The organism is Halopseudomonas yangmingensis (assembly GCF_900114825.1).
GTDB classification, from domain to species: Bacteria; Pseudomonadota; Gammaproteobacteria; order Pseudomonadales; family Pseudomonadaceae; genus Halopseudomonas; species Halopseudomonas yangmingensis.
The window spans coordinates 191,001-210,824 of sequence record NZ_FOUI01000002.1; the positions used below are offsets into that span (position 1 = coordinate 191,001).

14 protein-coding genes are annotated in these 19,824 nt (G+C 64.5%); 9 read left to right on the forward strand and 5 right to left on the reverse strand.

The genetic code is table 11. The features are described from left to right. Nucleotides 1-37: 37 nt before the first annotated feature. Genes BMZ23_RS03120 through BMZ23_RS03130 form a run of 3 tightly spaced genes read left to right on the forward strand, consistent with a single transcriptional unit; the run spans nt 38 to nt 2,320 of the window. Nucleotides 38-1,564, forward strand: coding sequence for a DUF1538 domain-containing protein (locus tag BMZ23_RS03120; RefSeq protein ID WP_093472585.1), 1,527 nt, complete (start codon nt 38-40; stop codon nt 1,562-1,564). Further along, the gene (locus BMZ23_RS03125) at nt 1,561-1,908 is read left to right on the forward strand and encodes a transcriptional regulator (RefSeq protein WP_093472588.1); all 348 of its coding nucleotides are present in this window, start codon (nt 1,561-1,563) and stop codon (nt 1,906-1,908) included. Before BMZ23_RS03120 ends, BMZ23_RS03125 begins: the two co-directional genes overlap by 4 nt. A gap of 16 nt (nt 1,909-1,924) precedes the next feature. Next, a complete protein-coding gene (locus BMZ23_RS03130; RefSeq protein WP_093472591.1) occupies nt 1,925-2,320 on the forward strand; it encodes a CBS domain-containing protein in 396 nt (131 codons plus the stop codon). A 74-nt stretch (nt 2,321-2,394) separates the two neighbouring features. On the opposite strand, the gene BMZ23_RS03135 is transcribed toward BMZ23_RS03130, so the two are convergent. Next, on the reverse strand, nt 2,395-3,228 hold the full coding sequence (locus BMZ23_RS03135) for an SDR family NAD(P)-dependent oxidoreductase (protein ID WP_218143556.1): 834 nt from the start codon (nt 3,226-3,228) through the stop codon (nt 2,395-2,397). A gap of 107 nt (nt 3,229-3,335) precedes the next feature. After that, nucleotides 3,336-4,814, reverse strand: a complete 1,479-nt coding sequence (locus tag BMZ23_RS03140; protein ID WP_093472594.1) for a helicase HerA-like domain-containing protein — start codon at nt 4,812-4,814, stop codon at nt 3,336-3,338. A gap of 135 nt (nt 4,815-4,949) precedes the next feature. On the opposite strand from BMZ23_RS03140, the gene BMZ23_RS03145 reads away from it, so the two are divergent. The 6 genes from BMZ23_RS03145 to BMZ23_RS03170 all read left to right on the forward strand — a co-directional run bounded on the left by BMZ23_RS03145 (nt 4,950) and on the right by BMZ23_RS03170 (nt 10,656). Then, nucleotides 4,950-5,912: a hypothetical protein gene (locus tag BMZ23_RS03145; RefSeq protein ID WP_093472597.1), complete on the forward strand. Its 963-nt coding sequence runs from the start codon at nt 4,950-4,952 to the stop codon at nt 5,910-5,912. Then, nucleotides 5,909-6,412 (forward strand): NUDIX hydrolase, encoded by a 504-nt coding sequence (locus tag BMZ23_RS03150; protein WP_093472600.1) that lies wholly within the window; start codon nt 5,909-5,911, stop codon nt 6,410-6,412. The genes BMZ23_RS03145 and BMZ23_RS03150 overlap by 4 nt, the downstream gene beginning before the upstream one ends. 113 nt (nt 6,413-6,525) lie before the next feature. Then, on the forward strand, nt 6,526-7,173 hold the full coding sequence (locus tag BMZ23_RS03155) for a TIGR04211 family SH3 domain-containing protein (RefSeq protein ID WP_425431652.1): 648 nt from the start codon (nt 6,526-6,528) through the stop codon (nt 7,171-7,173). A 50-nt stretch (nt 7,174-7,223) separates the two neighbouring features. After that, on the forward strand, nt 7,224-8,594 hold the full coding sequence (gene ppnN, locus BMZ23_RS03160) for a nucleotide 5'-monophosphate nucleosidase PpnN (RefSeq protein ID WP_093472606.1): 1,371 nt from the start codon (nt 7,224-7,226) through the stop codon (nt 8,592-8,594). A gap of 113 nt (nt 8,595-8,707) precedes the next feature. After that, nucleotides 8,708-10,012, forward strand: a complete 1,305-nt coding sequence (locus BMZ23_RS03165; RefSeq protein WP_218143557.1) for a serine hydrolase domain-containing protein — start codon at nt 8,708-8,710, stop codon at nt 10,010-10,012. Between the two features lie 59 nt (nt 10,013-10,071). Next, complete coding sequence (locus BMZ23_RS03170) at nt 10,072-10,656, forward strand: IMPACT family protein (RefSeq protein WP_093472609.1); 585 nt, start codon at nt 10,072-10,074, stop codon at nt 10,654-10,656. On the opposite strand, the gene recD is transcribed toward BMZ23_RS03170, so the two are convergent. From recD to recC, 3 genes are read right to left on the reverse strand one after another with little or no spacing between them, the layout of a single operon-like run. After that, nucleotides 10,653-12,695 (reverse strand): exodeoxyribonuclease V subunit alpha, encoded by a 2,043-nt coding sequence (gene recD / locus BMZ23_RS03175; protein WP_093472612.1) that lies wholly within the window; start codon nt 12,693-12,695, stop codon nt 10,653-10,655. The genes BMZ23_RS03170 and recD overlap by 4 nt on opposite strands. Further along, nucleotides 12,688-16,305: an exodeoxyribonuclease V subunit beta gene (gene recB, locus BMZ23_RS03180; protein ID WP_093472615.1), complete on the reverse strand. Its 3,618-nt coding sequence runs from the start codon at nt 16,303-16,305 to the stop codon at nt 12,688-12,690. Before recB ends, recD begins: the two co-directional genes overlap by 8 nt. Continuing rightward, nucleotides 16,302-19,799, reverse strand: a complete 3,498-nt coding sequence (gene recC, locus BMZ23_RS03185) for an exodeoxyribonuclease V subunit gamma (RefSeq protein WP_093472621.1) — start codon at nt 19,797-19,799, stop codon at nt 16,302-16,304. The genes recB and recC overlap by 4 nt, the downstream gene beginning before the upstream one ends. Between the last annotated feature and the right edge of the window lie 25 nt (nt 19,800-19,824).

Sequence of the window (19,824 nt, forward strand, 5' to 3'; positions counted from 1 at the left end):
TCAATCGAATGTAAGGATGCAAGCGACGGCGTCTATTGTGAATCATCTGCACGATTTCTGGCACACCCTCAAGCACTCGTTCAACAATCTGCTGCCGATCGTGGTGGTGGTTGGCGTGTTTCAGGCCCTGGTGATTCGTCAGGTGCCGGAAGGCCTGGTCAGCATGCTGGCCGGTCTGCTGATCGTGGTGTTTGGCGTGGCGATCTTCCTGCGCGGCCTGGAACTGGGCATTTTCCCGGTCGGCAAGAACCTGTCCAATGCCTTTGCCCGCAAGGGTTCACTGTCGCTGCTGATGGCCTTTGGCTTCTGTCTGGGGTTCTCGGCGGTGGTTGCCGAGCCGGCATTGATCGCGGTCGCCAGCCAGGCGGAAATGATCAGCGCCGGACGCATCGACGCGCTGATCCTGCGGCTGCTGGTGGCCTTCTCGGTGGGCGTGGTGGTAGCCCTCGGCGTCCTGCGCATCCTGCTCGGCCAGTCGCTGCACTGGTACATGATCGCCGGCTATCTGTTGGTGGTATCGGTGACCTTCTTCGCCCCCGAGGAAATCGTCGGACTGGCCTATGACTCCGGCGGTGTTACCACCAATATCGTCACCGTGCCACTGATCGCCGCCCTGGGCATTGGCCTGGCCGTATCGATCAAGGGCCGCAACCCGCTGCTGCACGGTTTCGGGCTGGTGGCGCTGGCAGTGATGGTGCCGATGATTGTGGTGCAGCTATACGGCATAGTGGTATTCACCCTCCTGCCGGCCCCTGCGGAGCCGGTTGTCGCCGCCGCCGAACAGCTGCTGGCGGGCGCCGGCGAGCAGGCACAGCACTGGCTTGTCACACTGCTCTACGGACTGGTCGGCATGCTCGGCGACCTGCTGCGCATGCTGATCGATGTGCTGCCGATCATAGTGGTCATCGTGTTCTTTCAGTACGGGGTGATCCGCAAGGCGATCCCCTACCTGCGGCGCACCGTACTCGGCTTTGCCATGGTGCTGATCGGCCTGTATGCCTTTGTCGTCGGCCTCAAGCTCGGCCTGTTCCCGGTCGGGCGCAGCATGGCCGAACAGCTGATCGGGCTGGATACCTTGCTGTTTGTCTACCTGTTCGCTTTCTGCATCGGCTTCGCCACCACCATGGCCGAGCCGGCACTGATCGCCATTGGCGAGCAGGCCGAGGAAGCCGCCAATGGCAAGCTGCGCGGCAACCACATCCGCCTGCTGGTGGCGCTGGGCGTGGCGATCGGCATCACCATCGGCGTACACCGCATCATTACCGGTGACTCCATCCACTACTACATCATGGGCGGCTATGCGCTGGTGATAGTGCTGACCCTGCTGGCGCCGAAGTTCATCGTGCCGCTGGCGTTCGACCTTGGCGGGGTCACCACCTCGGAGGTGACCGTACCGCTGGTCACCGCACTGGGCATCGGTCTGGCCACCCATATCGAAGGGCGCAGCGTACTGATGGACGGCTTCGGCCTGATCGCCTTCGCCTCGATTTTTCCGATCATCACGGTGATGCTCTACGCCATCGCCAGCGAACTGCTGTACCGTCTTAAAGGAGCTGAAGCATGAAATTCGCAGCACTGGTGGCCATGCTGGCCGAAGACCTTGAGGAACAGGCCATCGCCTCGGCCAAGGCCGCCGGCGCCGGCGGGGTGACCATCCTGAATGGCCGAGGACTGGGCAACGAGCAGAAAAAGACCTTTTTTGGCCTGACCTTCGAGGGCGGCCAGACGGTAATGATCTTCGTGCTGGAGAAAAAGCTGTCACTCAAGGTGATGAAGCGACTGGTTGATGATCTGGACCTGAAGAATCATTCCAGTGGCGTGGTGTTCACCCTGCCGCTGGAACATATCGCCGGCATCGATCACCAACAGATCGAGCAATTCGAACAACTGATCAAGAACGACCTCTGAGCCCGGGAGAACCGACATGCTGGTCAAAGACATCATGATCCCCAATGTGGTGACCATTTCCGCCTTCGCCTCGGTGCGTGATGCCATGCGCAAGATGCGCGAGCACAACATCAAGTCGCTGGTGGTGGACAAGGGCAACGAGCACGATGCCTATGGCCTGGTCACCTACAAGGACATTCTGAAAACCATTGTTGCCGAGGAAGGCGACATCGACCTGCTGAATGTCTACGACATCTACACCAAGCCGGCGCTGATCGTCTCGCGCGAGCTGGACGTCAAGTACGTGGCCAAGTTCATGGTCAACATGGGCCTGCACCGGGTGCTGGTGACCAATGCCAACGCACTGGTCGGCATCATCACCATGAACGACATCGTCGGCGCCATTCTGGACATGGCCAACGGCGATCAGTAAGCGGCGCCCGCTGGCGTTATCGCGCGGCGCTCAGCAACGCAGCAATCCATGCGTCGCCGACATTCGCCACCGTGTTACTGCCGTCCGATATAGCCCGGATTGAAGATCACCGCCTCGCCCTGGATCATCTCGAAGATGTCCCGTGCGGGGATCGCCGGATATTCCCAGCTGGCCGCCCGGTCCACCTCGGGGTTGGCACGCGGGCCCAGCGAGTGCCGACTGATATGGGTACGCATGCCCGCCGGAGCCGCCACGAAGACCTTGATGTTGTCCGCTGCCACTTCAGCCGCGACACTCTGGAACAGGCCATGCAAGGCATGTTTGGTCGCCGCGTAGTGGCCCATATTGGCCGGCGCGGCGCGCATGCCGAGAATCGATGACACATTCACAATGGTGCCGCCACCCTGCTCGCGCATCGACGGGATCACCTGCTGCGCCAGGTCAGCGTAGGCCCAGAAATTCACCTCCATCTGATGCCGGGCCTGCTCCAGGTCCATCTCCTCAAGGGAGGCCAGATAGGAATAACCGGCATTATTGAACAGGTAATCAATGCGGCCGTACTCGGCCAGCGCCTGCTCGATCACCCGTGCACGGGCCTGCGGCTCGGCCAGATCGGCCTCGACCACCAGCGCCTTGCCGCCTTCACTGCGGATCTGTTCGGCCAGTTCATGGGACGGTTGCGGGCGCATGTCCACCAGCACCAACGGCATGCCATAGCCAGCCGCCAGCAATGCCAGTTCCCGACCCAGTCCGTAACTGCTGCCGGTAATCACTGCCACCTTGTCCTTGAATACCGCCGGCTCGGCCAACGCCGGGCGAGCCGCCGTCAGGGCGATCACCATGAGTGTTGCCAGGGCTGCCAGTAGCACAGCTGACCAGCGACGCGTATCCAGTGTTGCAGTTGCCATGGGCTTCTCCAGTTATGCGCAAGGAAGGTTGGTCGGTTTCACGCCCAACCATAACCATTCAAAGCGGCAAATGCAGCTGCAGAAACATCCGGCAAAAAGCCCGAGGTTCAGCGCTTGCCGGTCAACGAGCCAAGCAACCCGCGCGCCAGTTGCCGGCCGATCTGGGTACCGAAGGTACGCAACACACTGCGACCAACCGAACCCAACAGGTTTTCTGTGGCAGAGGCAGGGGCGGCACGGCTGCGGGTGCTGCGTGGCGGCGGTGCAGCGTCGGCCTTTTTCTGCAGCGCCTGCTCGGCCTGGGCGCGGAGGATTTCGTAAGCCGACTCACGGTCCACGGCCTGATCGTAGACCCCGGCCAATAGTGAGCTGCGGATCAGCCGGCTGCGCTGTTCCGGGCTGATCGGTCCCATCTGGCTGGCCGGTGGACGCACCATCACCCGCTCCACCGGGGTCGGTGAACCCTTGGCGTCCAGCACCGAAACCAGTGCCTCGCCGACTCCCAGTTCGGTGATGGCCGTTTCGGTATCCAGCCCGGGGTTGCTGCGAAAGGTCTGCGCGGCGGCACGCACGGCACGCTGGTCACGCGGGGTAAAGGCGCGCAAGGCATGCTGGATGCGGTTGCCCAGCTGACCGAGCACCGACTCCGGCAGATCCAGCGGGCTTTGCGTGATGAAGTAGACGCCCACGCCCTTGGAGCGAATCAGTCGCACCACCTGTTCGATTCGATCAACCAGCGAGCGCGGGCTATCCTTGAACAGCAGGTGTGCTTCGTCGAAAAACAGCACAAAGCGCGGCTTGTCAGCATCACCGCGCTCCGGCAGCTGTTCGAACAGTTCAGAAAGCAGCCACAGCAGTATGCAGGCATAAGCCAGCGGACTGTCGCGGTAGAGCCGTTCGGCATGCAGGATATTCACCACCCCTCGCCCATCGGCGGCGGTCTGCAGGAAATCATCCAGCACCAGCGCCGGCTCGCCGAACAGCCGTTCGCCACCCTGCCCCTCAAGCGCCAGCAGTGAACGCTGGATGGCGCCCAGACTGGCCGGTGAAATATTGCCGTATCGCGGACCTATCTCGGCGCGCTGCTCATGCAGATGGTTAAGCATGGCACGCAGATCCTTCAGATCCAGCAACAGCCAGCCATTGTCATCGGCCACCCGGAAGGCAATCTGCAACACACCGGTCTGGGTTTCATTCAGATTCAGCAGGCGCGCCAGCAACACCGGGCCCAGTTCGGCCAGGGTCAGACGCAGCGGATGCCCCTGTTCGCCGAAGACATCCCAGAACACCACCGGCGCCCCCTGCAGCTGCAGGTCATCGGGACCCGTGCGCACCGCGCGCTGGCGCAGCTTGTCCGACTCCTGCCCGGCACTGGCGATCCCGGAAAAGTCCCCCTTGATGTCCGGCACCAGCACTGGCACCCCGATATCCGAAAAAGCCTGGGCCAGCACCTGCAGGGTTACCGTCTTGCCGGTCCCGGTGGCACCGGCTATCAGTCCATGGCGGTTGGCCATGCGTGCCAGCAGCGCCACGCGTCGCTCGGGGCTGGCACCAATCAGCAATTCGGGGGAGGTCGAGTCAGACATTGAAGGCATCCTGCGGTGGAGGTTTTGTCTGATGCTACACCGAAACATCTACGCTGGCAGCGACAACAATCCACAGCAGCCAGACCAGTCATTTTTGCCTATCATGCTGTCATCATTATCACCGGACACCCCTCCATGCTGTTCAAGGAAAAACTGCTGCTTTCCAACTGCGATTCCGTGCGCGGGCTGTCCCCCGAGGAATGGCGAAAACGCTTTCTTACCGGTCTGGCCTTTGCCGACGGCGTAGTGCTGTCACCCAACACCCTGATCGACAATCTGGACGTCACCCAAAGTCTGGCACAGACCAACGTCCACAAGTACTTGAACGAGGAAGGCGCCGGCAAGCTGGTGATCCGCGGTTTCAATATGGGCGGAAAACCGGATATGCAGGAGTATTACCAGCGCCTGCCTGACAACTTCATCATATCCAGCCTGCCCGGCTCGCCGTGCAAGGGGCAGCTCAGCGGCCATCAGCAAAAGCTGATGGAGCAGCGCTTGCAGCATCTGCAAGGGTGTCTGGACAGCATTTGTGCCGTCTCTCAAAGCCTGGTTCTGGGCAGCGACGGCCTGAGCCGGGAAGTGCTGCGCCGGCTGGATGAACCGGGCAGCATTGGCCACAGTTTTGACAGCGACGGCGAGCGCACGCTGTTTATGCTGGGCGCAAGTAATTGCCGATCGCGCTCAGACTGGTATGCCTATGCCCGGCAGTTCTTTGCCAACCGCGGCCAGCCGCAGGGCTTCGAGCAGCTGTGTGCCGAGGTGATAGACCCGGCTTACAATTCGCTGTATGCGATGCCCAGCGAAGGCTTTCTGCAGGACAATATCCGTCACTTGCAAGGATTGCCGGAACAGCTGCTGGATGTCGGTATTGCCTTCCGCGCGCTGCGCCGCGAAATCGCCCTGATCCAGTATCCGCTGCGCCTCTTCGAATTCATTTCCAGTGCCGGCGCTGGCGAACTGGCACGCTACCTGACGGATGAGGCAATGAATTTCATCGAGGACAAACTGGTCGACAGCGGCCACGACTACATGACCAGACGCAACTGGTTTGGCATGTACCCGCGCCTGCGCCGCCACATGGGACTGGAGATCAAATGAAAACCCTCTACGAGAACCCTTGGTTCCGCGTGGTCGCCGATAATGGCTACCACTGGATCGAGGAGGATGGTGCCAGCCAGGGGGCTGCCGTACTTGCGATTGTCGATCAGCACGAGGCGCTGCTGGTTGAGGTCTGCCGACCGGCCCAGGGCAACCGGCCAGCACTGGAGATTCCCCGTGGCTATGCCGAGCCCGGAGAAAGCAGTATTGACTGCGCCTGCCGCGAACTGCTGGAAGAAACCGGCTACCGGGCCACACCGGAACAGCTGACACGACTTGGTCGCTATCGCCCGAACACCGCCATCCTATCCTCCGGCGTTGATCTGTACCTGGCCAGACTGACCTCACAGGATGCTGTAGGGAGCCATGATCACGAGGTACAGGCAGTGCATCGGGTGGCTATTGAGCAGTTGCTGGAGCGCTTGCTGCAAGGAGAGCTGGAGGATGGTTTTACACTGGCCGCCCTGGCCTATTGGCAGGCCCGGCAACAGCCTGTCTGAGCAGCGGCAGGCGGGCGGACGTAATCCCCGGCTGAACTTGCCAGCGCTTGCGTGGTCATTTGCAGGAACCCTCAATCCACCTTGCTGATAGCCATGTCTCGACAAGGATGCCAATGACCAAAAAATCATCCGTTCGCCTTACTTCGCCCTTGCTGTCTCCTATGCTGCTCGCCACCCTGCTGCTTGCCCTGCCCTCGGCGGCCAGCAGCCAGACCACCCAGCGCTGGGTCAGCGACAGCCTGAACACCTGGGTGCGTAGTGGCCCGAGCGATGGCCACCGGATTGTTGGCACCCTGCAATCGGGGCAGGCGGTCACCCTGATCGGCAGCGAGGGCAAGTACAGTCAGGTGCGCAACGAATCGGGCAACAGCGTGTGGATTCTCAGCAGCGAATTACAGTCGGTGCCCGGGCAGGCCGAACGAATTCCGGCGCTGGAACAGCAGGTCAACGAACTGAGCAGTGAACTGGAAAACATCAACCAGAGCTGGGAGCTGCGCGTACAGGGCATGCAGGAAACCCTGGAAACCCGCAAGGCGCTGATCGAGGAACTGGAGCAACAGCGCGCCGGGCTGAATGCCGAACTGCTGGCGACCCAGAGCGAACTGCGCGAGGCTCACGCGAAGCTCGGCGACGAAAACCAGCAACTGCTGCTGCGTTACATGCTGTACGGCGGCGGCATCGCCGGTGCCGGGCTGCTGGCCGGGCTGATACTGCCGTTGTTCGTGCGCCGGCGCAAACGCCGCAGCGATGTCTGGGTCTGATGCGCATCAGTCTTGCTAGAATGGCCCTACGCCCATAACGGAAGACATTCATGCAAGGCACGCAGATCAGTACCTTTATCCACCCCAAGGGCAGCCTGGAAACCCTGTCCCAACGGGAAGTCCAGCAGCTCAGCGAGATCGGCAGCGGCAGCGCGCACCAGCTGTTCCGCCAGTGCGCGCTGGCGATTCTGAATACCGGCGTGCAGATCGACAACGCCAAGACCCTCCTTGAGGCCCACCGCGACTTTGACGTGCGCATCCACCAGCAGGATCGCGGCGTCTGCCTGGAACTGATCAATGCTCCGGCGGATGCCTTCGTCGATGGCCAGATGATCGCCAGCACCCGGGAAATGCTGTTCAGCGCCCTGCGCGACATCGTCTACAGCGCCAGCGAGTCCGGCCGCCCACGCGCCGACCTGAACAGCTCGCAGGGACTCACCGAATACGTCTTTCACCTGCTGCGCAACGCGCGCACCCTGCGCCCCGGCCTGGAACCGAAACTGGTGGTGTGCTGGGGTGGCCACTCGATCAACCAGGACGAATACAAGTACAGCAAAAAGGTCGGCCATGAGCTCGGTCTGCGCGGCATGGATATCTGTACCGGCTGCGGTCCCGGCGTGATGAAAGGGCCGATGAAGGGTGCCACCATCGCACACGCCAAGCAGCGTATTCTGGATGGCCGTTACCTCGGCCTTAGCGAACCCGGCATCATTGCCGCTGAAGCACCCAACCCGATCGTCAACGAGCTGGTGATCCTGCCGGACATAGAAAAACGCCTTGAAGCCTTTGTACGGGCCGGCCACGGCATCATCATTTTCCCCGGCGGGGTCGGCACCGCTGAGGAGTTTCTCTACCTGCTGGGCATTCTGCTGCACCCGGACAACGCCGGGCTGCCATTTCCGCTGGTACTCACCGGCCCGCGCGAAAGCCAACCCTATCTGGAGCAACTGCATGCCTTTGTCGCCGCCACCCTGGGGCCACAGGCACAGCAGCGTTACCGCATTATCATCGACGACCCGGCCGCGGTGGCAGTGGAAATGACCAGGGGCATGCAGCAGGTCGGCGATTTCCGTCGAGACCATCAGGATGCCTACCACTTCAACTGGCTGCTGAAGATAGATCTGGCACTGCAACTGCCGTTCGATCCGACCCATGACAACATGGCTGCGCTGGAACTGAGCCGTGACCTGCCAGCCCACCAGCTGGCGGCCAACCTGCGCCGGGCGTTTTCCGGCATCGTCGCCGGCAACGTCAAGGAGCGTGGCATCCGCCTGATCGAGGAACACGGCCCCTACCAGATCAATGGCGAGGCAGCGATCATGCGTCCGCTGGATGCGCTGCTGCAGGCCTTTGTCGCCCAGGACCGGATGAAACTGCCGAGTGGCGTGGCCTACCAGCCGTGCTACCGGGTGGTCAGCTGAGCCTGCAGGGCTGATGCCCGGTCATTCAGCCAATCAAGCCGGCGCTGCCCGACTGGCCGCTGGCGCAGATGCTGGCTAGAGTATCCGCAGACAACAACAATGCGGAGCTGCCCATGATGATCAAACGCCTGGCCCTAGCCACCCTTGGCTGCCTGACCCTGTCCAGTGCACTGGCCAACACGCCGGAGGTTCCCGATCCGGCGCTGTACCGGCTGGACCAGTTGCAACTGATGCAGGGCTTTCCGCCAGAGCCTGACAAGCGGGTGACCGCCGGCAACTACCTGCTGAACTTCCCCAACCTGCGCTGGGCCTTCCACCATATGCGCGAGTTGCGCCCCAGCCGAGCGGTGACGCGGGGCAGCGGCCCGGTGTCGGTATTGCCGCGGGGCGATGACCGGCGCGCCGAGATCGAGGCGCTGAGCTTCATCGGCCCCGATGGCAAAACCGGCAATTTTGCCGACTACCTCGACGGTACCTACGCCGACGCCACCCTGATCATGCACAACGGCAAGGTGATCTACGAGGCCTATCATCAGGGCATGCCGGAACAGAATCCGCACATCCTCTGGTCGGTGACCAAGTCCTTCACCGGGCTGCTGGCCACCCAGCTGATTCATGAGGGACTGCTTGACCCGGATGCCCCGGTCACCCGTTATGTTCCGGAGCTGGAGAACAGCGGCTGGAAAGGTGCCACTGTGCAGCAGGTACTGAACATGACCGCCGATATCGCCTACAACGAAGTGTATGGCGATCCGCAATCGGACGTACTGAAATACGCCATGGCCGCCGGCATGGCACCGGCACCGCACGACTATCCCGGCCAACTGACGCTGACCGACTACCTGCCGGGCATCGCCGCCGGCCCCGGCGAGCACGGTCGCGACTTTGTCTACCGCACCGTGCACACCGAAGTACTCGGCTGGATAGTGCGGCGTGCCAGCAACCGGTCGCTGGCCGAGCTGATCAGCCAGCGCCTGTGGCAACCACTGGGCGCCGAACAGGATGCCTACCTGCTGCTGGACGCGATCGGCACCGAATGGTCCGGCGCCGGCCTCAACGTAACCCTGCGCGATCTGGCGCGCTTTGCCGAGATGCTGCGCAATCAGGGGCAATTCAATGGCCAGCAGATTGTTGCCCCAGAGGTGATTGCGACCATCACCGCCGGCGCCGACCGCGAGGCATTCAAGGCCTCCGGGCGTGATTTCATGCCGGGCTTCTCCTACCGCAACCAGTGGTGGATCAGCCATGACGCCGATGGCAGCTACTATGCGATGGGCGTACATGGCCAGCTGATCCATATCAACCCGACCACATCAACCGTGGTGGTGCGGCTGTCCTCGCATCCCTATGCCTCCTCGGCGGTGACCATGCCCTGGACCCTGAAAGCCATGGCGGCACTCGCCGACCACCTGCGCTGAGCAGCCACGCGGAGCCGTGATCCCCTATAATCACGGCTCCGTTATTCAGACAGGCCGCCATGTACAGCCTCGCCAGCCCGGTCAGCAGTTACCTGGAAATCCGCAAAAGCCGCTTTATCGGCTGCGTCGAGCCAATCGCCGATCGCGCCGCAGCACAGGCGCGGGTTACACAGCTGCGTGCCGAACACCCGGATGCCACGCATGTCTGCTGGGCACTACTGGCCGGCGGCCACAGCGCTGCGGTGGATGATGGTGAACCCTCGGGAACCGCCGGACGGCCAATGCTGGAAGTGCTGCGCCACCAGCAGCTGGATGGTGTTCTGGCCAGCGTGGTGCGCTACTACGGCGGTATCCAGCTGGGCGCCGGCGGACTGGTGCGCGCCTACACCGACTGCGTGGCACAGGCGCTGCTGCAGGCAGAAAAGATCACCCCGATTGCCCTGAGCCAGATCGAGCTGCGCCTGGACTACGCCCACGAGGGGCTGGCCAGGCGTCTGATCGAGCAGGCCGGCGGCGAGCTGCTGGAGGTCCGTCACGCCAGTGCGGTACAGATCAGCCTGCGGCTGCCGGCCAGCGCTGCCGAGTCACTGCGTGAGCAACTGCAGACCGCCACCCGCGGCGAGCTGGGCTGGCGAGAGGACTAGCTCAACAGCAGCCCGCTGATCCGCCGTACCGGCGTGCTAACCGCTTCCTCGAACACCCCGGCGCGGCTTTCCAGCAAGCTGAAATGCGCACTGGCGCGGGTGATCGCGGTGTACACCAGTTCCTTGGTCAGCACCGGGTTGCGTGCCGGCGGCAGCACCAGGGCGGCGTGGGTGAATTCCGAGCCCTGCGACTTGTGTACGGTCATGGCGAATACGCTGTCGACTTGCGGCAGGCGGCTGGGCAGTACAAAGCGGATGCCGCCACTGCCATCGTTACGCGGGAAGGCCACGCGCAGGGCCGTGCGTTGCGGCTCGCCGGCGCTCAACGGTGGCTCGGCGATGCGCAGGGCAATGCCGATATCGCCGTTCATCAGTCCCAGCGCGTAGTCGTTGCGGGTGACCAGTACCGGCCGGCCTTCGTACCACCCCCGCTCCGCCGGCAGCAGGCCGCGCGCATGCAGCAGGCTGGCGACACGCTGGTTGATCGCCTCCACGCCCCAGTCACCCTTGCGCACCGCACAGAGCAGCTGAAAACGGTCGAAGGCATGCAGTACCGCACGCGCCCAGTCCTGCCAGGCATCGCTCTCGGCCGGGGTATCCGCCGCCGGGCGCCCGGCCTTCAGCTGCTGCAGATACAGCTGATAGCCCGGCAAGGTCTCGCTGCCCAGCACACAGGCAGCGAGAGCCGGATCCGTCGGCTGGCTCAGGCTGCGCTGATGGATGTCGGCAAACTGCCCGCTGTACAGCAGTTGCCGGGCGCCGGTGGCATCGCAGCGGTTGACCGCTCGCGCCAGCTCGCCGATACCGCTGTCGCTGCCAAAACGGTGGGAGAAGCGCAGCATCGCGGTTTGCTGCTCAATCGGCTGCTGTGCATCGGTCCCTTCAGTCAGGCCGGTCGCCGCCAGCGACTGACCGCTGACCGCTTCCAGCCAGTCACGGGTACGCGCGCTATAGCAGCCCTGCTCAGCCTGCCGGCACAGGTCGCCGAGCACCGCGCCGGCCTCCACCGAGGCCAGCTGGTCCTTGTCGCCAAGCAGGATCAGCCGGGCATGCGCCGGCAACGCGGCCAGTACGCAGGCCATCATTTCCAGATCGATCATTGAGGCTTCGTCGATCACCAGTACATCCAGCACCAGCGGGTTGTCACGCTGGTGGCGGAAATGCCGGCTGTGCGGCTGGCTGCCGAGCAACCGGTGCAGGGTGCTGACCGCCGTCGGAATTTCCGCGCGCACGTCATCCGGCACCGGCAACTGGCCGACCTGACGGCCAATGGATTCGGTCAGACGTGCCGCCGCCTTGCCGGTGGGGGCCGCCAGACGGATACGCAGCGGTTGTCCGGCAGCCACTGCCGGCGCCTGCAGCAGCGCCAGCAGGCGTACCACGGTGGTGGTCTTGCCGGTTCCCGGCCCGCCGGTGATGATGCTGAAGCGTCCGCGCGCGGCCAGCGCGCAGGCCAGCCGCTGCCAGTCAGGTACTTGCTGGCTGTCGGCAAACAGCTGCTGCAGTCGCTCGGCAAAGTCGTCGCTGACCGGCAGCGGTGCCTGCAGGCGTTCGGCCAGGGCGTTCACCACATCGCGCTCGTATTGCCAGTAACGGCGCAGGTACAGGCGCTGGCCAACCAGTACCAGCGGGCGCACACCAGCCGCCGGGGTGTCACTGTCGACCACCGGGCTGGCCGCCAGCGCGGCCTGCCAGTCGGCTACCTGAACCTCTTGCAGAACCTTCGAGGGCAACGGCGTGTCTTCACTGGTCGCGCCCTCCGGTGGCAACGACAGGGCAAAATCCGGGGCCTGCAGGGTGGAGGCCAGATCCAGACAGACATGCCCGTGACCGAGCTGGTGGCTGACCAGCGCCGCCGCCAGCAGCACCAGCGGCGGGCAGTCGGGCGCCTGCTCCAGCAGAAAACCGGCCAGCGCCCGGTCCAGCGGGCGCAGCCAGCCAGCGCTCTGCCAGCTGTCGAGCAGCGCCAGCAATGACCGGTTGTCCTGCAGCTCGGGACACACAGGCGTGGCCGTCAACAGCTCATATTGTTCAGGCATCTGTGGCCTCCAGCGCCTGACCGGCAAACAGCCGGTCCAGCGTCTCGATCAGTTGTCGGGACGGACGCGCCTGCCACAGGCCGGCGCCCGGCGCATCCACCCCGCGCAGGAACCAGTACACCGCCCCGCCGACATGCCGCTCATAGTCGTAGCCGGGCAGCCGCGCCTTCAGCTGCCGGTGCAGCGCCAGCACGTAAAACACGTATTGCAGGTCGTAGCGGTGCGCCTGCACGCTCCGGGTCATCGCCGCCTGGCTGTAACTGCCAGCCTCCGACCCCAGCCAGTTGGACTTGTAATCCACCACCCAATAACGGCCCCGGTGTTCGAACACCAGATCGATATAGCCCTTGAACAGGCCATTGAGCTGGTCCGCCCCCAGTGGCGGATAGTTGCCCTCACCCGGGGTTTGCGCACGCACCAGCGCATCGATGCGGGTGGCCTTGACGCCGTGGGCGGCAAACAGGAACTGCATCTCGCTCTGGTACTGCCCCGCCTGCAGCTGCCCCAGACTGAACGGCTCGCCATCCAGTGACCAGACCTGACTCAGCAGTCGACCAAGCCAGTCCTGCAGGCACTCGGTCCACTCGCCCCAGCTGCGGCGCTGGCAGCGCGGTGCCAGCCAGGCCAGTCGCTGCGCCGGCTCGGCAGAGCGAACAAAGCCGTCCTCGGCGATTTTTTCCAGCAACCCATGCAGAAACACCCCCGGCTGCGGACCGCGCGGGAAGTTGTGCGGGCTGTGCGGCCGGCCGGCACCCGGCGGCAGAAACAGCGCCGGCACATCATGGTCCAGCGAGTAGCTGTCCTGGCCGTTGACCAGCGCACTGTAGGAACCTATCCACCAGTGCTCGAAGGGGGGATGCGCCGGCTGACGCTCGCAGAGGCTGGTCGCGGCCGGCGCGGGTGGCTGATAGAGCACCTCGCTGGTCTCTGGGGCGGGCACCAGATCAATCGCCGGGGGCTGCTGCCAGGCCTGCAGCCACTGGCCGAGTTGCGCTGATGACGGCAGCCGCTCACCACCGGCGAGCAACCAGGCCAGGGCGCTCTGGTGCAGCACCGAGGCCCTGGCATTGCCGCGTTTCAGGTCAGCCACACCCAGCCAGCAGGCATGCCGGGCGCGGGTCAGTGCCACGTAGAGCAGGCGCAGGTCTTCGCCCAGACGTTCGCCATCGGCCTGCGCCAGCGCCTGCTCATCCACTGCCAGCTGCAGGCGGCGTGTTTCGCCGTCATGCAGCCACAGCGGACCTTTGCCATCCGCTGGCCGGCTGTGGGCAATAAAGGGCAGGAACACCAGCGGGTATTCCAGCCCCTTGGATTTGTGGATGGTTACCACCTTGACCAGCTCGGCGTCGCTTTCCAGCCGCAGCACCTGTTCCTCGGCACCATTGCCGGCGGCATCGTCCAGCCGCTCGGCCAGGTGGCGGATCAGCGCCTGCTCGCCATCCAGCTCGCGGCTGGCGGCCTGCAGCAGTTCGGCCAGATGCAGCAGGTTGGTCAGCCGGCGTTCGCCGTCGGCCTGTTGCAGCAGGCGGGCGGGCAAGCGAAAGCGGTGCAGCAGCTGCTGCAGCATCGGCAGCACGCCCTGACGCAACCAGACGCGGCGCAGGGCATGGAACTGCTCGACCTGCTGTTCCCAGTAACGCTCATCCTGATTCAGCCGTTCCAATTCGGCCCAGCGCAACCCCAGTCCGGGGCTGGCCAGCGCCGCACGCAGCAGGCGGTCATTGCCCGGATCGGCGCAGGCCCGCAGCCAGCGCAGCACATCCGCCGCCTCCAGGCTGGCGAACACCGAATCCTTGTCCGACAGATAGACACTGCGCACCCCGCGCGCGGCCAATGCCTGACGGATGCACTGCGCCTCCTTGCCGGTGCGCACCAGCACTGCCATGTCTGCCGGCCTGACGCCCACCAGTGCCTGCCCGGGCCGGGCAAAGCCGGCCTCACCGGCCTGCCCGGCGCGCAGCAGCTCGACCATCGCCGTGGCGCAGCGCTCGGCCATCTGCTGGCGGTATTCATCGCCGCTCAACGGCTGCTCGCTGTCCAGCTGCCACACCGTCAGCGCCGGCGCGGCCTGGCCATCACGCTGCCAGATTTCCTTGCGCCCCTGTGCCAACACCGGCAGGAACGGCAAGGGATGCTGGTCGCCCTGACGGAAATGGAAGGCCCCCCTGGGATTGTTCGCCTCGGCCAGACTGAATACCCGGTTCACTGCGTCCACCATCGACTGGCTGGAGCGGTAGTTGGTATCCAGGTTCTCGTGGCGCCCGTGCGTATCGCGGCGGGCCTTGAGGTAGGTGTGGATATCCGCACCACGGAAGCTGTAGATGGCCTGTTTGGGGTCACCAATCAGCAGCAGGGCGCTGTCCTGATCATTGCTGGCAACCCGGTACACCGCATTGAAAATGCGGTACTGCAGCGGGTCGGTATCCTGGAATTCATCAATCATCGCCACCGGGAACTGCTGGCGGATTACCTCGGCCAGCCGCCCGCCGTTCTCGCCCTGCAGGGCCGCATCCAGTCGCTTGAGCATATCGTCAAAGCCCATCTGCGCGCGGCGCCGTTGCTCCTGCTCGAAGCGCGCGGCGATCCAGCCGGCGGCGTGGGTCAGGGCGTCCTGTTCCGGGTTCGGCAGCGCCGCCAGATCCTGCTTCAGCTGGCTGATTGCGGCGATGGCCGGATGCGCCGGCGGGCTGCCCTGCTTCCAGGCCTCGGCCAGTCCTTTCTCACTGAGGCGGTGCCAGGCCGAATCAGTCAGGTTCGGCTGTTGCTGCTCCGCTGCATTGGCCCAGTCGCGCAGGCTGGCCAGCCAGGGGGCAAAATAGCGGCGTTGCAATTTTTTGCCATCCACCAGTTTTTGCTCGATGGCCTGCTCCAGCAACTGTTCCAGCTCATCGGCCCAGGCGGCCCAGGGTGATTTCAGCGCCGTCAGGCTGGCGGCACGCTGCGCCAGACTGTCGCCAATCAGCACCTGCAACTCACCGCCCGTGGCTAACGGCGGCTCCGCCAGCAACGGCCTGACCTTGTCCAGCAGGGCCTCGGGCGCGCCCCAGTGCTCGGCCACCCAGTCCAGCGCCGCGCCCGCCAGCGGGTAGCAGTGCTGCCGCCAGTAGTCGCGTGCGACCTCGGCCCGCAGCTCGCGCTGGTCGGTTTCCAGTGTCTGTTCAAACAGGCTGCCGCTGTCGAAGGCATGCTCGCGCAGCATGCGCTGGCACCAGCTGTGGATGGTCGAGACCGCCGCCTGGTCCATCCACTGGGCAGCGATCTCCAGCGTGCGTGCGCTGGCTGACCACTGCGCTGGCGGGGTCTGCTGGCACAGCCTGGCGATGATCGGATCGGGATTGGCCGCCTGCTGGCGGAAGGCATTGGCCGCCTCCACCAGTCGCGCACGAATGCGGTCGCGCAGCTCCTGGGTGGCGGCGTCGGTAAAGGTCACCACCAGAATCTCCGGCGGCAACAGGGCGCGCGGGAAATCCCCTTCGCCGCCCTGCCCCAGCACCAGCCGCAGGTACAGCGCGGAGATGGTAAAGGTCTTGCCGGTACCGGCACTCGCCTCGATCAGCCGGCTGCCGCGCAGCGGGCAACGCAGTGCCAGCGGTAAACTCGACTGCGTCATGCCTCGTCCTCCTGCGCGCTGATTACCAGCAACTGCTGATCCTGCAAATCCAGCAAGGGCCGGTAAAGCTGTTCAGCCCAGTCGTTGAAACCGGCCGCCTGCAGGCTGGCAAAGTCCGGGAAGCTGCGTTGCAGGACCACACTGCGGCCCACTTCGCCTGTCTGGCGCTCACGACCTTCATAGTATTTCGCGGCCTTGCCCGGGTCCGCGTCCCTGAGCCAGAGCATGGCGCTTTCCAGCGCCAGCGGCAGCGGCTGGCACAGGCCCTGCTGAAAACCCTGTAACCAGCGCTGCAGAATCGCCTGTGCGCTCTGTGGCTCCACCGCATAGAGCGCCAGACTGGCATCCCCGGCGATCAGGCAGCCCTGCGCCGGCACACCACCGGCACAGGCCAGCAGGTGGCGGCACAGTGCGCCCAGTACCCGGTGCCAGCGCAGGGTTTTCTGCTTACCCTTGCCATCCAGCAGACGACCGGTTTCCAGCTGCAGCAGCATCTGCCCATCCACCGCGCTGGCGCTGCGCCAGCCGCCCAGCCAGTCCTGCAAGCGGATGCCCGGTGCCGCTGCCGTCACCGCCAGCGGCTGTGCCAACGGGGTGTCCCAGAGCTCCAGCAATTGCCGGTAACGCACCAGCTGGTCGCGCAGCGGCTCAATCAGACTCTGGCGTTCGCGCTCGCCAAAACCGGCCAGCGGCAGGCTGCCGCGCTCGGTCAGGCGCACTGACTGCTGTTCCAGCACCTGCGCCCAGTCGGCATCCATCCCGCTGGCCAGGGTACGCTGCAGCAACCACTGGCTGAGGTTGTGACGCTGCAGGCCATCGAGGGCAAAAGGCTCGTCGTCTTCGGCCTGCAACTGCTCCTCAGCGAACCAGACCTTCAGCCGCCGGGTAAAAAAGTGTTCCGCCGGGCGGCGCAGAAAACCCTGCAGCGCGCTTGCATCAATCGGCTCATCCAGGCTGGCGGGCGCCAGCGGGCTGTCGGCCACCTGTGTCAGCGGTGCCTCGTGCAGTACCCGCCAGTCACGGGCATAGCTGAACAGGCGTGGCTGGCTGCCATCGAAATACTGTCGACTGAACGGCTGCAACGGGTGTTCGGTGGTCAGTGCCGCCAGCAGATCCTGCTGCGGGTCGGCACAGCGCCAACCGGCGGCCAGATGGTCGCGCAGCTGACCGATCAACACCGAGGGCGGGCGTTCACCATTGTCACGGATACTGCGCCCAACCCAGCTGATATACAGGCTGTCGCGGGCCGACAGCAGCGCCTCGAGCAACAAATAACGGTCATCCTCGCGGCGCGAGCGGTCGCCCGGGCGGTAGTCACTGGCCATCAGGTCGAAATCCAGCGGTGGCTGGGCGCGCGGGTAGTCGCCATCGTTCATGCCGAGCAGACAGACCATACGAAAGGGAATCGCACGCATCGGCATCAGGGTGCAGACATTCACCGCCCCGGCCAGAAAACGCTGGCTTAGCTGTTGCTGACCGACGCCCTGCAACCAGGCCTCAGCAACCACATTGAGCGGCAGGGCCTCCTCCAGCCCCACCTCGGCACACAGCTCCAGCCACTGGTCGAGACTCTGCTGCAGCTGGCCGATCAGCAGCTGATCGGTCTCACTGGCGGGCGTCAGAAAGTCCGCCAGCAGCTGGCTCAGGCGTTTACTCCAGGCCACCGGGGAAGCCGGGCTGGCCAGTGCCTGCTCATGCCGGTCGAGTGCCTGCAGCAGCTGATCCAGCGGGCCGATCAAGGCGGCATCCAGCCCGCCCACCTCGTCATAGGGCTCGATAGCGCCCCAGGCCGCCTGCTGGCCACTGGCATAGCCCAGCAGCATGCGTCGCCAGCCAAAGCGCCAGCTGTTGTGCTCCAACCCGGCGGGCAGCCCGCGCGCGCTGCGCCGCTGCTGGTCCAGCCCCCAGCGGATGCCGGCGCCCTCGATCCAGCGCTGCAGCGTCGGCAAATCGCTTTCTTCCAGGCCAAAGCGGTTGCGCAATGCCGGCACATCCAGCAGGTCCAGCACCTCGCTGACCGGCAGCCGGCTGTGCGGCAGTTGCAGCAGATGCTCCAGGGCAATCAGCAGGGGCTCGCGGCCACGCTGGTTCTGGTCGGCCAGGGTGTAGGGAATGTAACGCGGGTCATCCGCTGCGTACTGGCCGAACACCGCCTGGATATGCGGCGCGTAGGTGTCCACCTCGGGCAGCATGACAATCACATCGCGCGGACGCAGGTTCGGGTCACGGGCAAAGGCGTCCAGCAACTGGTCATGCAGGATTTCCACCTCGCGCTGCGCACTGTGGGCGATATGCAGGCGGATCGAGCTGTCCAGCAGCTGTGCCGGCGCCCCCGCCTGCGGCGACTCACAGGCCAGCGCCGGCCAGCGCTCGCGGGTCTCCGCCAGTGGCCGCAGCTCAAGGATATCCTGCTGCAGCTGTTGCAGCAGGCTGTTGCCCTCCGGCGCTTCAAACAGATCCACACGACCGCCATTGATCGCGGCAAAGCGCGCCTCGTAGCTGCTGCGTTCGTCGTGCACATCAAGCAGGTTGATATAGTCGCGGCCCTGTTTGCCCCAGGCCGCCAGCAACGGATGGGCATGCTGGTGCAGGGTGCTGTCGTCGAGTTGCGGCGGGCTGCCGGGGCGCGCCTGCTGGCGCCGGTACTGGTGGCTGAGCAGCTCGCGGTCGGCGACGATATCGCCCCAGTAGAACTGGCAGGGATTGAGCACCGCCAGCAGCACCTGACTGAAACGTCCCAGCGCCGCCAGCGCCTCCAGGGTCTGTGCCGGCAACGAGGAAATACCGAACACTATTACCCGCCGTGGCAGCCCCGCCGGACGCTCGTTGGCATTCAGCAACGCCTGCAGTGCCCGCGGGTGCACCCCGGCCCGGCTGTTGCTGAGCTGTTCGCTGCCAACATCGGCGAGTACCGCACGCCAGAGCGCCGGCTGCCAGTGCTCATGGGTATCCAGTGGCCGGCTGCCTTTGCGTGCCAGAGCGATACTGTCGTCTCCGGCGGCCCAGGCATTCAACCAGTCAGCCCGATAGACCTGATACTGATCGAACAGGTCGGCCAGTCGCTCGGCCAGCTGATAGCGCTTGCGGCAGTCGTCATCGTCGGCGAGAAAGCGCTGCAGCGGGGCAAACGCCGGCTCACCGAGCAGGCCCGGCAGCAGGCGCAGCAGCCGCCAGGTCAGCGGCTGCTTGTCCAGTGGAGAAGTTTTCGGAACGCTGTCCCGGCCAAGCACAGCGCGGTACATATCCCAGAGAAATTGCGCCGGCAACTGCACATCTATTGCTGCCGCAATGCCGCAGCCACCCTGCTCGCGGTCCGCCGCCAGGGCCATTTCCAGCCACTGGGCGATGCCGTTGCTCTGCACCAGCACCAGCTCATTTTCCAGCGGTGCCAGCGGGTGCTCGCGCATCCAGTCGACCAGCAGCTGGCGCAGGCTTTCCAGGCGGTTGCCATGCAGAATCATGAATCCGGGGCTGAGCTGACTGGCATCCTGCATGGGCAATTCCTGTGGCTGACGGCGA